At 29.8% G+C, this 15,359-nt stretch carries 18 protein-coding genes; 8 read left to right on the forward strand and 10 right to left on the reverse strand.

Features of this window, described 5'->3' with window-relative positions:
* Window positions 1–81: 81 nt before the first annotated feature.
* From ACOSP6_RS01595 to ACOSP6_RS01625, 7 genes are all read left to right on the forward strand, one after another.
* Entirely contained in the window at window positions 82–576 is a 495-nt protein-coding gene (locus ACOSP6_RS01595) for a hypothetical protein (protein WP_422095574.1), read from the forward strand.
* Window positions 577–690: 114 nt separating this feature from the next.
* A complete protein-coding gene (locus ACOSP6_RS01600) occupies window positions 691–1,302 on the forward strand; it encodes a hypothetical protein (protein ID WP_422095573.1) in 612 nt (203 codons plus the stop codon).
* Window positions 1,303–1,373: 71 nt separating this feature from the next.
* Window positions 1,374–1,985, forward strand: coding sequence for a DUF6624 domain-containing protein (locus ACOSP6_RS01605; RefSeq protein WP_422095572.1), 612 nt, complete (start codon window positions 1,374–1,376; stop codon window positions 1,983–1,985).
* Window positions 1,986–2,174: 189 nt separating this feature from the next.
* On the forward strand, window positions 2,175–2,870 hold the full coding sequence (locus tag ACOSP6_RS01610; RefSeq protein ID WP_422095571.1) for a CPBP family intramembrane glutamic endopeptidase: 696 nt from the start codon (window positions 2,175–2,177) through the stop codon (window positions 2,868–2,870).
* A gap of 151 nt (window positions 2,871–3,021) precedes the next feature.
* Complete coding sequence (locus ACOSP6_RS01615; RefSeq protein ID WP_422095570.1) at window positions 3,022–3,705, forward strand: DUF6624 domain-containing protein; 684 nt, start codon at window positions 3,022–3,024, stop codon at window positions 3,703–3,705.
* 21 nt (window positions 3,706–3,726) lie between these two features.
* Window positions 3,727–4,359, forward strand: coding sequence for a hypothetical protein (locus ACOSP6_RS01620; RefSeq protein ID WP_422095569.1), 633 nt, complete (start codon window positions 3,727–3,729; stop codon window positions 4,357–4,359).
* Window positions 4,360–4,455: 96 nt separating this feature from the next.
* Window positions 4,456–5,046, forward strand: coding sequence for a hypothetical protein (locus ACOSP6_RS01625; RefSeq protein WP_422095568.1), 591 nt, complete (start codon window positions 4,456–4,458; stop codon window positions 5,044–5,046).
* 116 nt (window positions 5,047–5,162) lie between these two features.
* On the opposite strand, the gene ACOSP6_RS01630 is transcribed toward ACOSP6_RS01625, so the two are convergent.
* The 5 genes from ACOSP6_RS01630 to ACOSP6_RS01650 form a co-directional block, all read right to left on the reverse strand.
* Window positions 5,163–6,677: an NADP-dependent isocitrate dehydrogenase gene (locus tag ACOSP6_RS01630; RefSeq protein ID WP_422095567.1), complete on the reverse strand. Its 1,515-nt coding sequence runs from the start codon at window positions 6,675–6,677 to the stop codon at window positions 5,163–5,165.
* A 359-nt stretch (window positions 6,678–7,036) separates the two neighbouring features.
* Complete coding sequence (locus tag ACOSP6_RS01635) at window positions 7,037–7,555, reverse strand: hypothetical protein (RefSeq protein WP_422095566.1); 519 nt, start codon at window positions 7,553–7,555, stop codon at window positions 7,037–7,039.
* Entirely contained in the window at window positions 7,555–8,733 is a 1,179-nt protein-coding gene (locus ACOSP6_RS01640) for a hypothetical protein (protein WP_422095565.1), read from the reverse strand. Before ACOSP6_RS01640 ends, ACOSP6_RS01635 begins: the two co-directional genes overlap by 1 nt.
* A 2-nt stretch (window positions 8,734–8,735) precedes the next feature.
* Window positions 8,736–10,907, reverse strand: a complete 2,172-nt coding sequence (locus tag ACOSP6_RS01645) for a type II secretion system protein GspD (protein WP_422095564.1) — start codon at window positions 10,905–10,907, stop codon at window positions 8,736–8,738.
* 6 nt (window positions 10,908–10,913) lie between these two features.
* Window positions 10,914–11,267 carry a hypothetical protein gene (locus tag ACOSP6_RS01650; protein WP_422095563.1) on the reverse strand — a complete coding sequence of 118 codons (354 nt, stop codon included), beginning with the start codon at window positions 11,265–11,267 and terminating at the stop codon, window positions 10,914–10,916.
* 85 nt (window positions 11,268–11,352) lie between these two features.
* Between ACOSP6_RS01650 and ACOSP6_RS01655 the strand changes: the two genes are divergently transcribed.
* The gene (locus ACOSP6_RS01655) at window positions 11,353–11,766 is read left to right on the forward strand and encodes a type IV pilin protein (protein WP_422095562.1); all 414 of its coding nucleotides are present in this window, start codon (window positions 11,353–11,355) and stop codon (window positions 11,764–11,766) included.
* Here ACOSP6_RS01655 and ACOSP6_RS01660 read toward each other — a convergent pair.
* The 5 genes from ACOSP6_RS01660 to ACOSP6_RS01680 are packed head-to-tail and all read right to left on the reverse strand — an operon-like array spanning window position 11,763 to window position 15,358.
* Window positions 11,763–12,890, reverse strand: coding sequence for a type II secretion system F family protein (locus ACOSP6_RS01660; protein ID WP_422095561.1), 1,128 nt, complete (start codon window positions 12,888–12,890; stop codon window positions 11,763–11,765). The two genes, ACOSP6_RS01655 and ACOSP6_RS01660, sit on opposite strands and share 4 nt — an antisense overlap.
* Before the next feature lie 2 nt (window positions 12,891–12,892).
* A complete protein-coding gene (locus ACOSP6_RS01665) occupies window positions 12,893–13,342 on the reverse strand; it encodes a type II secretion system protein (protein WP_422095560.1) in 450 nt (149 codons plus the stop codon).
* The gene (locus tag ACOSP6_RS01670; protein ID WP_422095559.1) at window positions 13,335–13,670 is read right to left on the reverse strand and encodes a hypothetical protein; all 336 of its coding nucleotides are present in this window, start codon (window positions 13,668–13,670) and stop codon (window positions 13,335–13,337) included. Before ACOSP6_RS01670 ends, ACOSP6_RS01665 begins: the two co-directional genes overlap by 8 nt.
* Entirely contained in the window at window positions 13,658–14,902 is a 1,245-nt protein-coding gene (locus tag ACOSP6_RS01675; protein WP_422095558.1) for a hypothetical protein, read from the reverse strand. Before ACOSP6_RS01675 ends, ACOSP6_RS01670 begins: the two co-directional genes overlap by 13 nt.
* 6 nt (window positions 14,903–14,908) lie before the next feature.
* Entirely contained in the window at window positions 14,909–15,358 is a 450-nt protein-coding gene (locus ACOSP6_RS01680) for a hypothetical protein (protein ID WP_422095557.1), read from the reverse strand.
* Between the last annotated feature and the right edge of the window lies 1 nt (window position 15,359).

The raw sequence follows: 15,359 nt of genomic DNA on the forward strand, positions 1-15,359 counted from the left end.
AACATCGGAAAACGACTCGCGTCCTTTTCCCGCAAAAAATCATACACAAATACGTTGTATTTAATTTAAAACAAAAAAACTATGAATAAAATTAAAACACTTATTTTCTTATTGTTAGTAAATGCAAACTTATTAGCTCAACAAGTTGATATACCTCATGATTTAAAGCTAGAAACTCCTGAGGACTACAAAAAAACAGAACAATTAGTTTTGAAATCTACAGAATGGTTGTTAAAAACACCTATCGGAGACAACCCAAACAAACGAAAGGAAATTAATACATTCTTAATGAAATGGATGAGCGGAAGTCCAACTGTTACCATTGAATTAGTTGCTGGTATTGTACCGTTAGATTGCGCTGATTGCTTAATGTCTTTTTTAAGCGGATGGACTAAGTTTAGTCTACAAAATAATTACTCTAAAGACAAAATCAAATGTGCCCAAGCTGGAGCCGAAAATCTGATTGAGTTTTACAAGAAAAACAAGGTTGAATTGGGAAAAAAATCGGAGATTAAAAAACTAATTAAACAACAGAAAAAAGGGAAACTTAAAAAGTATATAGAATCGAAATTCTAAAAACTATCTACAACAAGATTTATAATTATTTATCTTTCCAAAAAATCGAAAAACTATTTGCGTTTCTTTCTCGTAAAAAAACAATAAGCAAATGCTTTTGCTTTAAATAAAATTATGAAAAAATTCATTTATACACTATACATCTTAACTTTTTTCACTTCCTGTGGCAAACCTTGTGAAACTTTAGAAGTATGGAAAATTAAAGATTATGTTATAACGAAAAAGGAATGCCCTGACATGGTAAAAACGTCCTATTATAGTTATTCTATTTACAGAAATAACGAGAAATCAAAAATGACTGCTTATAGAAAAGATAGTTGTACATTCACTTGGCAAGCCGAAAAGGACAGGTTTCTAATCTTAGACGTTTGCAAAAATCGAGTATCTGAAATTAAACCTAAAAAGAATTTGTTTGATTTGAAAAAAATTGACTCAGGATTAATTTATTCAAATACCCAAAAACAGATTAAAAAATTGACATTAGAACAGATTCAGAAGTTCACCTCTGACTGGAAAAATAGTAAAATTAGAGGATATTCAGAAGAACCTTTTGATTCCGCTTTTTCATTTTACCCAGCATATCAATACAAATTGACTTTATACTCTGGTCTAAATAAGACAGAATTTTATGGGTATAATTTTTTGATTTTAGATAGCACAAATTGGAAATATGAAATAAGTAATTCGGAAAATCTAGATTATTGGAATCACTATTGGGAAGAATAGAAACTAATGCCAACACGGTATAATTGCAATTAAAATACCTTCGGTATGACATTAAGATAAGTACTCTTTAAATGGAGCTAAAAAAATTTGCAGATAAAATAATCGAATTGAAAAATGCTGATTTGAAATTACGAGATGATTTGATAAAAACTGGTAATCTTGGAAATACTTACAACAAAAAAATGGCAGATTTACACATTCAGAATGCAAAAGAGTTGGAAAATATAATCAATTTAATAGGTTATCCCACAATAGACAAAGTAGGTAAACTAGCCAGTGATGCAGCATGGTTAATCATACAACATTCTATTGGGTTACCTCACTTTATGAAGAAATGTGCGAAGATGTTAGAGGAAGCTGTTCTTGACAATAATGCTAATCCCAGAAACCTTGCCTACTTGACGGACAGAATTGCGACATTTGAGGGAAAACCACAACTCTACGGAACCTCATTTGACTGGGACGAGAATGGAGAAATGAACCCAAAACCCTATGACAATCTGAAGAAGGTTAATCTCAGAAGAAAAAGCCTAGGACTCAACACAATTCAAGAACAAACACTACTAATGAGAGAACAGGTCAAAAATGAAAAGCAATATCCTCCTAAAGATTTAGAAAAAAGGAAAAAGGAATTCGATGAATGGAGAAGAAAAGTTGGTTGGGTTAGTTCAACACAACCATAGATAGATAGTTAATTTCAGCTTTCACAAAGCTTCTGAAGCTAAGAAAAAATACCATTCCTATAAATTATCTCACAAAAAATCTTTATGCATCATGAATAAGGAACTACTATGAATTGAAGGAAAACTCCTCTGATTTAATTGTAACCTAAACTAAAATATGATCGTCTTACCTACTCTTAAACAACAGAAATGAATGGAAAATTGACTTCTAAACAACTTAATCCTACTAGTTTTTTCTTTGATATCATTCTGTATCTCACAATAATGTTTTTGGTTAGAGAAGTTTATTTTTCCAAATTACCTTTTATCGGAAATGGATTAATCTGGTCCTGCACAACTTTGATAATTGCTATCTGGAGAATGAAAGTTCGTAATATTACTTGGAAAGATATTGGTTTACGTAAACCCAAAAACTTATTAAGAACATTCTTAATAACTATTGGGATATTAATTACTATTCCAATTTCAATTATTCTATTTCAGCAAATTCAAGAGTTACTTCCAATTAGCTTAGCACCAGATACGTCTGCAGAAGATTCAACTTCTAAATTCGGAAATTTAAAAGGTAATTGGATTCACTTTCTGACGATCATTCCATTTATTTTACTACAATCAGCATTAGAAGAACTCTTGGATAGAGGTTTTTTAATTAACTGGTTTGAACGATTTTTTTCTAAAATGCCTTTTGCAACTGCCACTGCCGTACTTTTACAAGCTATTATTTTTGGATTTAGGCATTCTTATGACATATCAGAAAGGTCAATTACAGTAGCTATAATTGGCTTAATAATGGGAATGGCGTATGTGAAGTTTGGAAGAAATTTATGGCCTATAATTATGGCTCATTGTATACTTAATACAATATCAATGATTGGAAAAATATAATCGTTAAATATAAAATTACCATCACAATAGTGAAATTAAAATTAATGTTTCTCTATAACTTCTGACCTTTGCAAAAAATCAATTTTATTCGTTATCTTTCCCTTGCAATGGAAAAGAATTCACTTCTTTTAAAAAACTAAAACAAATGCATATGAAAAGATTATTTATTCTAATGTTAATTACATTATTAAGCTGTAAAAACCACGATACAAAAATATCACAACAAAAAATAGATTTACCGAAAGACCTACCATCTATAGGAAAATTGCTAGACAGCATCTATGTGGAAGATCAAAAATATAGAAAAGAATTAAACGCTTTAGCTGAAAAGCATGGTTGGGAATCTGATGAAATAAATAAGCAATGGAAAAAAATTAGAAAGGTAGACTCCGGAAATCTAGTAATTATCGAACAAATACTTTCAAAACATGGATGGCTAAGTTCAAAGGAAATTGGAGAAAAGGCAAATTCTACATTATTTCTAGTTATCCAACATTCTGATCAAAAAACTCAAGAAAAATATTTACCCATGATGAGAAAAGCTGTTAAAGAAGGTCTGGCAAGAGCTACGAGTCTTGCCTTACTCGAAGACCGAGTTGCACTGGGAAAGGGAGAACTGCAAATCTACGGAAGTCAAATTGGAACTGATCAAGAAACAGGAGAAATGTATGTTTTACCTTTAAAAGATCCGAAAAATGTAAATGAAAGAAGAGCAAAAGTAGGATTAGGACCTATTGAGGATTATATATCTTACTGGAAATTAGAGTGGAATGTTGAAGAGTATTTAAAAAAACTACCAGAGTTAGAAAAAGAACTAAAATCTACTCACAAATAATTGTATTTATCTCTCCATATTATGAACCAACTAAAAACCATTAAATTTAAATTAACTGTCTTTCTTTTATTCTCTCTTTTAATTTCTTGTAAAACTGATCCTAATAAACAGATAGATGAAGGGAAAATTACTGCGAACGAATATCATAGCAATGAAATTGGTTGGACCATGGAGATCCCAAAAGGTTGGACTGTAACACAAAAAAGTATTGTTGATAAAAGAACCAAAAAAGGATTGGATGCTATTAGTGAAACAGTGGGAATAGAAATTGATGCTAGTGGTTTAAAACAACTTCTTAACTTTCAAAAAAATAAATTCAATATTTTTCAATCAACTTCTGAGCCAGTTGAGTTGGAATACGAAGGAGAGTGGGAAGAAATCAATAAAGGTTTAAAACAATTGATTTATGATACTTACTTACAACAAGGAATAAAAGCAGATTCTACCGAAACTAGAATTGTTACAATAGATGGTCTCGATTTTCAGTCTTATGAATTCACAATTTACGGTCCACAAGGAAATGTTATTCTGAATCAAATAATGTATAGTAGGTTTATCAATGGATTTGATTTTGGTGTAAACTTAAATTATAATAATGAGTCGGATAAAAAAGAGATGTTACAAGTTTGGTTAAATTCCAAATTTAAAAAATAACTGATTTTAAAAAAGGAGTAATTCTAAATAACAGTAAATCCATAATCTAAAAAAAATCATCGTGTCTATTACCGATTTTAAAAACTAGTGAAACTTATGAAGTATATTATCTGGGATGAAGATGATACCCCTCTTTCAGCAGAAGTTCAAATTCAGGATAAAGAATATTTTAAACGCTACGTTATACCAAATTTAAAACCCATAACAGAAAATGATTATATCGAGGCTTTTTCTGTTATTTTGCATACCGCAGCTCGCTCAGCATATATTTTATTTGATGAAAAATGTTTTTGGTTGATTGAATGGGAGCCTGGTTTAATTATACTTGAGTTTCAAAAAGAAGAAGTCATTAATTTCACTGCATTACGCTCTCCCATTCCTAATTTTGGAGGAAGAGAACCGTTAGAGATTGATATCGTATTAGAAGAAGAGGAAGATATCGATAATCACCAATACAACCTCATTTTTAATGCTTGGGATGCACAATTTGATAAACAACATCGAGAATGGTATAATTTTAAATCTGCGAGTCAAAATGAGTTAAAACTTTTTAATGATTGTCTATTATATGCTGATAAACTTGGGGATTTTACACAATCTAAATTTGAAAACAACTACGAAAACTACCTTAAAACAGGTAAGAAAAAAATTCAAAGCCTTGCTGGAACTGGAATTTTAACCAAGTGACAATATTTAGACATCTTATAAAACACATAGATTTTCATTGATTTACTAAAAAAGGGAAGATTTGAATCTTCCCCTTTTATGAAATTTGATGTTCTATAAATTATGTATGTTTTAGATTATTCTCCCTGTCCGAGTGAAAAAGCACGCTTGTTGTTAAACTCATATAAATTTTCCGTTTTTATGACATCAAAACCTTTACTATTTAGAGTCGATAAAAGTGCTAAAACTTGCTCGAATTCAACCTGAGTATACTTTTTATTCTTACTATTATTCAAAGCATCAAAGCCAACGAATCTGCATCGCCAATGATCCGTGCAATAGGTTTCTTTTAATCCTTCCGGATATACTTTAACTCCCCTATTCGTTATCATTTTAAGTTTAAGCTTATAAGCCGAAATCTTATCTAATGCATTTCCAAGTTCCTCTGAATTATTTCCTCCCCAATCTAAGAATACATCTACTCCGACTAAACTTTTTTCCTCAGGTTTACGAACATAATCAGGTATCACTATTCTTCCTGTTCCTTTATCCAGAGAACTCTTCTTTAATTGACTTGGAACTTTTCCTAAGTTATCTATTACTTTATCCGCAAATTCTTGAGTACCTAATTCCTGTAAGCTCTTCCCCTCTTGGAAGATATCCGCTGTGTGATATCCTTCCTCTAAAGTTGTCAACCAAGCATTCTTCACCTTATCTGCCACTTTTGGCTGACCAATATGAACTAACATTGAAACAGCCGCATTGATAAGTCCAGATGGATTCGCAATTCCTCTTCCAGCGATATCTGGAGCCGATCCATGAATAGCTTCAAACATGGCAATGTCCTTACCAATATTTGCCGATCCACACATTCCGACAGAACCACCTACTTCCGCTGCAATATCTGAGATAATATCTCCATATAAGTTTGAAGTTACAATTACATCATAATTTTCTGGATTAGCTGCTAGTTTTGCCGAACCAATATCTATAATTTGAGTTTCATTGATAATCTCTGGATATTCCGAAGCAATTTCTTCAAAAACTCTATGAAACAATCCATCAGTAATTTTCATGATATTATCTTTCACCATGCAAGTGACCTTCTTTCTTCCATAAGCCTTTGCATATTCAAATGCATAACGAATAATCCGTTCTGAACCTGGTCTTGTTATAAGTTTCAAACATTGATAAACATCCTGCGTTTGTCTATGTTCAATTCCTGCATACAAATCTTCTTCATTTTCACGGATGATAACTACATCCATATTTGGAAAATGACTTTTCACATATGGAGTATACGCTTGGACTGGTCTAACATTTGAAAAAAGTCCCAAAGATTTTCTCAAGGTGACATTTAAACTTTTATATCCTTTTCCTTGTGGAGTTGTAATAGGAGCTTTAAAAATTATCTTATTATCTCTAATTTTTTTCCAAGCATTGGCGTCGATTCCTGAAGTATTACCCGATAAATACATTTTTTCACCAAGTTCAATATACTCGTAATCTATTTCAGCTCCAGCCTTATCTAGAATACGTAGAGTAGCATCCATAATCTCTGGCCCAATTCCATCTCCTTTAGCTACAACTACTTTTGTTTTAACACCCGTGCTTGATTGTTTAATTCTTTCAGTAACTCCTATTGTACTCATAATAATCTAATTGTTTGCTTTACAATGCAAAGATCAAACAATAAATTCATTTATTTTTATTTATATTTTTTATACAATACATAAACAAGAGTAAATTAATTGAGTTTGAAATGATAAAATAAAAGACTTATATGGACAGGATATATTAGGTATGTTTTTCTAAACAACGATAACTTCATAATGGAATTCTGACACCTCCACTAACTTTAAAGATTAAATAAAATTTCGTATCAACAAACGAATCAATTAGTTGTGAACAATTAGATTTTCAAATTGACAATAAAAAAACATATTAATTATAAGAAACTCTTAATAATTATTAATATTAAACATTTTTGGTATTTGCATTCTCCACGTCCTTAATTTGAAATTACCTTTTTAAGTAACAACTCCAAAACAAGATACTCTTTTCTTCTAGCGTAGTCTTTTTTCTTTTTAAAGCTATAAGACTTTATTTCGCCTAACCCTTCACGTTCAAAATAATTTAAGAATTGTAATAAAGAATTAAAATCTCCTTTTATTGTGATTGGATATAACTGAGACTTTATAGAATTATCTAATACTTCAATAGGATTATTAAACTCTATTATTTCAATTTTAGAAGACTCTTGATAGCCGTTTATTTTTTTAAGTAAAATTTGTTGGAAAGAATTATCTACAAATATGTTTTCCTTAGCTAATATTGAATCTATATATTTTCCTTCGTACCTGAAAGCTAAAGTTCTTGAAGTTATATTATCAGTTTCAATCTTCTCTTTCAATAATTTAGCATACGTATTTTTTAAATCTATAGTACTTTTAAATGTAGTATAATATAATAACGGTATGGACACTATAAAACCAATTAAAAGAAGTATGTTTTTTCTCTTATAACTCATTATTTCACACGAATTAAAACATGAAAACTTGAATTCTTTTTTCTTTTATCTTTCTCTGTTGAAAGTTCTAGCAATTGGTTCACCCATTTTTTTTGTTCAATTTTATCAATCCAACTGGTAAACTCATTATAATTATTTAAAACTCCCTTTATTTCAATTTCTTTTACTTTAAACTTAACTTCTTTTTCTTTGCGAATTGTTCCTTCAATTGGTTGATAATTAATTTCGGAAAGGACAACTGAATTGGGAATTTCTTCTACAATTTGGTCAGCATATTTAGAAACTGAAAATAAACTTGAATTTTGTAACTCTGAAAGAAGCTTTCGTTTTTTTTCTAAGCTTACTGATATCTCTTTTAATCGGAGTTTTGCCCCTGTTTTTATTTCTAATTGTTCTTGTAGTTTAGCAACCTCTTTGTTGTAACTACTAAAAAAAAGAAAATTAACAAGAACCATAAGAAAAATAACTCCTAGAACGAGTTTATAGCCTAAATTAAAGGTCTTTTTTTCTTTGAACTGAGTTACATTATTTTCCGAAAAAAAGATACCTTTTTGCAAATAAAAACTCACAATAGCTCCTAATGATAACACATAAGAACTTTGAATTTTCAATCCATTTATAGTATAGATACTAACATCAAAACTTTTATTCTCAATTAGATGGATTTGTTTATCTAATAGAGTAACTTTTGCGTTAGAAGTATAAACTTCAGTCTCTTCAATTACATCAGAAATAGCGGAAACAGATAAACTTCCTATTAATACATCAACCACATCAATAGCATTTGATTGGTATTCTCTTACTAATTTCTCAACATAATCATTTCTAACTATTGAAATAAAAGAATTTGTATTGGAATAGGAAACTTGAGCATAAAAATTACTTTTTACAAGTGTTGGATATGCATTTTTAAAAACCAACTCTTTATTGGGCTCAACAAATGGTATTGATTTCGATAGTACTTGGTTATTATTTACAACCAATACCAAATGTTCCTGTTTAATTTCTTTTAGGTATGAAAATAAATTTTCTAAGCTATTAAAGCTTTCTGAATTCTTTAAAACTAGTTCATTCTTTTGCTTAGATAACTGCAAACAATGAAATTCTTCATTACCCTCACTATCAAACGAATGTTCAACCGCACAAAATGTATTCCCAAAAAACAAACGGTCTTTCATTATTAACGAATAATAGTTGGTTTAATTAACACAGATAATTTCTTCTTAGAATCGATTCTTGTTTTCTTACTAAAAAACCACTTAATAATTGGGATTCTTGCTAAAAAAGGCACTCCTGAACCTGAATCATTTTTCAATTTCTCTTCTAAACCTCCTAAAATAACTACATCTTGATTTTTAACTCTAATAATAGAGTTAAACTCTCTAGAATTAATACCTGGAGGTGCTTCGTTATCAATTCTGTTTGCCTCATTAAAACTAGACTGTAACACGTTAATACTCATAGTAATTTGATCATCCCCAGCAACCATAGGCTTTATTGAGATTGATAAATCCGCATCAATTGGCACATAATTTCGTATTTCGGTAGTTTGTGGATTCTGTGAACCAATGATATCTCTTCTAACAACAGCATAGTATGATCTTTCACCATTTGACAATACCGCTTCATGTCCATTTAATGTAGATAGTTTAGGAGTAGATCTAATTTTGATATTTCCGTTGGTTTCCATAGCCTGAATTTTTGCATAAAAATTAGGCACTACTTTCCCAATATTTAAAGACCCAAAACCATCAAATCCACCAATAACTTTATTTAAAGTAGTTGCTCCCAAAGTTACTCCGGTTGAAGGAAATAACGTCCCTGAATCATTTACAGGTTCACTTCCTAAACCTAGTTCTACTCCTGTATTAACTGTAGCTGTTTTGTTTACCTCAATAATCATTACCTCTATTAAAATAACTGGAACAGGCTTATCTATTTTTTTAATAAACTTTTGAAATCTTTTAATTTTTTCTGGATCACCAGCTACGATAAAGCTGTTTAATTCTGAATCTATTTCTATTTCTAAATCTTTTGTTAAATCCTTAGGTATTAATTTAGAAAACGATTGCAAATCTGATGAAGAGTCTTGGAAAGGAGTATCATTAGACCTTCTGGTCAAAGTGCTTCTAGAGCCTCCATTTCTACTTAATGTTCCCCCTTGACCTCCATTACTAAAGCTATTACCAGTACCCGAGAGCTGAGCATTGTTATTTAAGCTACCCAATGAAGAATTTGAAGAATTGAATAACGAATTATAATCATAATCATTTCGTTTAACACCTGTAGGTGTAGACATAATCTCGATAGAACGATGCATCAAAGGCACTGTAACATAAGTTTTCGCTGCTTCTTTATCTCCCTTAGTAAAATAATAAATATTATTTTCCTTTTTGTAAGTTAAGTTATCCTCGTCTTGTAAAATTTTAGTTAGTAACTCATCAAAAGTTATATTCTTTGTTTTGAACGTAAGCTTATTTAAACCTGATAAATTTGTATCAGTATCAACATACATATCGATGTTTAGAGCATAACTAATATCTTTTACAATTACTCCAACATCTTCATTTTCAAAATCAACTTCTAAAATTTTATTGATAGAATCTTTTACTTTAAAGTAAAAATTTGACGTTCTGTATCTACGTTTAGGAGTTTGTCTTTCGTTTCCTTTTTTTGTATAGTCGTTTCTTCCTGGATTCTCCTCTTCTTCAATTGATTGAAAAAGATAATAACCATCTTTGGTTTTAGTAACTTCTAAATCATTTGTAAATGCCAGTATTTCTATAGCCCCATCTAAAGGTTTATTTTTAATAAAACCGGTTATTTTTTTATTACCCGACGTTGGAGTAAATAACATATTTTTACCAGTTTCATTGGTCATTTTTTTTAAAACTACTGATAAAGTATCATTATTAAAATCTGCAGAAAAACGATCATTAATAGAGTCATATTCAATGAATATTACTTTTTCTTTTTTTGGTTTTTCTTCTGGAATATATTTCTTTACTGTTAAAATATTTCCTGTTGAAACTATTTCTAAATCAAATTTTTCACAAATGTGTATTAACAAATCCTTTACAATAACATCATTAAAATTGTAACTCACTAGTTGGTCTGTTAAATCAGAACCATTAATGAAATTAATATTTTTCTCAGTCTTTACAGTATCAAGAATTGTAGCTATTGTAACTCCTGAGGTGCTCAATGTTATTTTTTCTGATAACTGAGGAATGGCCGTTTGTTGTAAACTATCTAATTGTTTTTCTAATAATTGTATTCGGGAACTTTTAATTTGACCAAACAACGTAGCGCATACTAATAATGCCACTACTACTAACATATTCTTTCTCAATGTCAATTAATTTAAATTTAAGCTATATATTTCTTCAAGTGATTGGTATTCTGAATTTACACCATAAACTACCCATTCGTATTCACCTGCTTCTAATATGTTCGTAAATGAAGTTTTTGTTACCAATGTATCAGCAACTATTTGTGTTGCATTTAAAAAGTTGGGAGTTGCAATTCTAACTTTATATGCATCTGCTCCTTCTAAAGTTTTCCAAGAAAAAGTAATAGTTCCTGCCGCCATTACTGTTTCGTTTACAGGGGCTAATACTTCTACGGTATCGTCAGAAATATTATCCACAAAAATAGCTTCACAGCTACTAAGTAATGTTGCGAAGAACACCACTAAAACCATCTTTTTCATAATAGATAAATTAAAAATGGGTGTAAAAGTATAAAATAATTTCTTTTTTATAATTTTGCAGCTAGAAAAAATACATCTTATTGACATGAAATTGAAAGTTTTAAATAAAAAAGTTAATGCCTTTAACCTACAGGAGTTATTGGTAGTAATGGTGATTATTGGTATTTTGGTATTGATTGCTACTCCGAATTTAATGAACTTGGTAACAAAATCTAAAAGTACAGAAGCAAAAATTCAATTGGGTCATCTACATGGATTACAACTTGATTACCATTACATGAACTCTAAATACTCTAACAGTTTTAATGATATTGATTTTGAACCTCCAATAAATATAAACCAAGGAGGAAGTGCTTTTTACAGTTATGAAATTATAGAAGCTTCAGCAAATTCATTTAAAGCACGAGCTACTGCAGTTACTGATTTTGACGGTGATGGAACGTTTAACGTCTGGGAAATCGATCAAAATAAAAAACTTAAAGAAATTGTAAAAGACTAACCGATAACGGTACTTAAGTTAAACATCGGTATATACATAGCAATTAAAATTGTAGCCACTACTGCGCCTAAAAACAAAATAATTATTGGTTCTAGCACAGAACTTAACATTTTAGATTTATACTCTATTTCTTTATTATACTGTTCTGTAAGCCTTTCAAAAATAACTTGGTTCTGATTGGTTTCTTCGGCAACTTTTATGAGAGAACTCATTTTTGAATCGAAAATTGGGTGACTACTCATGCTTTCCGATAATGATTTTCCTAAAAGAATATCTGACTCTATTTCTATTAAAGCATTTTGTAAAGGATAAAAAGTTATCATTTTTTGAGTTAGCTGAATTCCACTTAGCAATGGAACTTTCGCACCTATTAATAATGAAATTGCTTGTGTGAATTGCGCTATTTTTACTTTTCTGAAAAACTCTCCTACAAAAGGAATTTTTAATAGAAATGATGAAGATATCTTTTTATACCATAACTTATCTTTCACAATTATTTTTCCAACAAAGAAGACAAGAATCATAACAATAAATACCCAATAATAATCTCTGAAAAAGTTTGAAGCACCTATAATTTTACTCGTAATCCATGGAAGCTCTACTTTATTTTGCTTAAAAATATCAGCAAACATAGGCACTACAAACTGCATCATAAATACAACAGCTAAAATGGCTGTGAATAGTATAATTAAAGGATAAGACAATGCTCCGATTATAGTTCTTCGTTGTTCATTTTTTCGTTTAAAAAAATTGCTTAACTCTTCTATAACTTTGTGCAACGTACCTGTTCTCTCTCCTATTTGAACTGAATAAAACTCGTAATCCGAAAAACTGTTTTGTTCTTTTAAAGCTTCTGAAAAATTCTTACCTGATATTAATTCAGTAATTATACTTTCAAAAAGTTGTTTGTCTTTTTCTTTTCTTTGCTCTTTTGCTATTAAATCTAAAGCATCTTTTAATTCTAAGCCCGCCTGCAACAAAACATACAGTTCAGTATAAAAAGCTTCCTTCTTTTTGTTAGAAAAAGATGACCCAAAAAGAACAATATCTTTCTTTAAAAGTTCATTTATATCTAAACCATCTTTGGTTTTTGTATTCTTAAAATTCTTTATTTCAAAACCCATAATTAATTGTTTAGATAAAATGCGGCATCCTTTACTGTATAAATAAACGTTGCTCGATTTGTTAAGTTTTTAGTTGTAAATCGTAAAGCATCTACTTTTCCTTTTTGAACTTTCTGACCATCTAAAAAAAGTACTACTTCTCTTAGAGGCACGTGAAAAGTATCATTATTACGTAAAATATAATTGTCTTCAATTATATATTTTATTGAATCAATTGGGTTATTAAATCTTAATTCTGAATTAGTAAAATCGGCTATACCAAAACTATTAAAATCTCTATGTAATACCTTTTCTAAGCTCAATAACTCTTCTTTTGAAATAGTTCGCTTTTGAATATGGCCAACTTGTTTTTTTACCATACTTAAAGCTACATAGGCTAATGAAATAACAATTGTAGAAATAATCATTACCACAATTAACTCAGTTAATGTAAATGCTTTAACTTTATTCATTGCTTATTAGTTTTTTAGATAATGTTTTATTAGTTCTTTTAGATCTAACTTCAAAACTTATCCAATCAATCCCTGCATTCTCTTCTTTTACTACTGCAATATCATATTTTCCATCATTAAAATAGTAAGGCACTTTCAATTTTTTACTTTGATATTGGTACATAAGTTCGTTCACAACAGAATTTTGATTGTACTTATCTCTAACACTAATATTTTTCAATAAATTACTAAGAATTCCCATCGCAATTCCAAAAACAATAACAATAATTATTGTTGCGACTAATACTTCATTTAGAGAAGATGCTTTTACTTTTTTTAATACAACCATTTGCAAACTCCTCTTTTATTTGTATTTCCAGTTAAACCAACATACTCTTCAGACAATTCCTTAGCATTAATTACACCATTATATATATGGTTAATATATGTACTCCCCTTTTGTTTTGTTATAAAGTTATTTGTAGAAACTTCTCCAATTACTTCCCCTAACAATTCGGTATTTCCTTCACAAAAAACTTCTCCGAAGACTTTCGTATTTGTGTCTAACTTAATTTGCGGCTCTAAATTTCTTTCCTCAGATTTTTCATGTAAAAAATAAAGTCCTCCTTTAACTATAGCTCCGGGTTCTATTAAAATATGATGATCCTTTTCTATTTTGGTAGCCTTATAGTTTAAAATTAGACAAGAAGGATAAGATAAAGCTACATTTCTTCCAACCTGTATTCTCTTAGTTGCAAATGCTTGAAAAGTGGCTTTAACACCAGACTGAATTTCAATTTCAGGGGCGATGATAATAATGTCTTGTAAGTCGGTTTCTTTAGTAACTATGATTTTACGTAACGACTCAATAATTATATTTCCTTTTAAAGAAATATCTTGAAGTGTAATGCTTTCATAATCTTTATAAAGTAATGTTGCATCTTTAAAAGATTGGACCAACTTTTCTCCTTCTCTAAGCTCAATATCTTTAAAATCTTTACTTAAAAGATTTGTAGTAAACGAGGAAAGTTGTTTTATTGATGAATTTTTAGGTAGACTAGAATTACTTACTTTAATCGCTCCATACACTAAACTAGAACCATAGTAAGAGTTACCAGCAATGTTTCCGCTTTTTACACCTCTTTTTGGAAGATGAGCTGTACCTGTTATTCTTGTATTTCCGACAACTACTAGTGGAGTAAAATTATCAGTTAAGTACAATGCTTTTCTTTCGGAATTGATATTTCCCATCATTCCAATTTTTTCAAAAGTTTCCTTATTAACTTTAGAAGAAATTTTAACTATATCAAACGCACCCCAATTACTTTTAACAACTGAGTTGTTTTCATTTAAACTTTCTGAAAATTTAATCTCATCACTTACACCAGTATTTTTTGATAGATACTTAAAACCATTTACATTATTGCTAATTGCTTTTTGGTAAAGCACATTTTTAGTAGCCAATTTTTGTTGTAACTGTATTAGCTGTATAAATGAAAATAAAATGATTAGTATGATTATTGCAATAACTAACACATATTGCAAAGCTCCTGCTTTTACTTTTGTATTGCTACTAAACATAAGTCCCTATTTTGAGAAACTCTTCACTTCTCCTTTATACTTAAGAGTTACCTCTCTATTATTACCAGAAACTACTCTAACATCATTAAAAACTTGGCCTATTTGCAGTATTTTCTGTGCTCCATTAATTGTAAGAATGAACAACTTTTTGTTTTTATTTTTGATAAAACCTTTGTACTGAATTCTTGGAAAAATAATAGGCTCCTTTTCTTTCTTAACTGTTCTAACAATTTTCTTTTTAGGCTGATTATATCTTCCTAAAAAAGGATCTCTTCCATGAGTAGCTACCGTGTATAACTCTTTTTCTTTGCCTTGTTTTGGTGTAAATTTCTTATAATTGACTTCAGTTAACTCCTCTTCACCTGAATTTAAATATCCAAAAATTTGAAATCCAACTATACTCCAAATAATAATTACAGCCGCCAGTAAAATGTAGGTTTTTCTTTGCTTATTCATC

The organism is Tenacibaculum sp. MEBiC06402, from assembly GCF_049239625.1.
Taxonomy (GTDB): domain Bacteria; phylum Bacteroidota; class Bacteroidia; order Flavobacteriales; family Flavobacteriaceae; genus Polaribacter.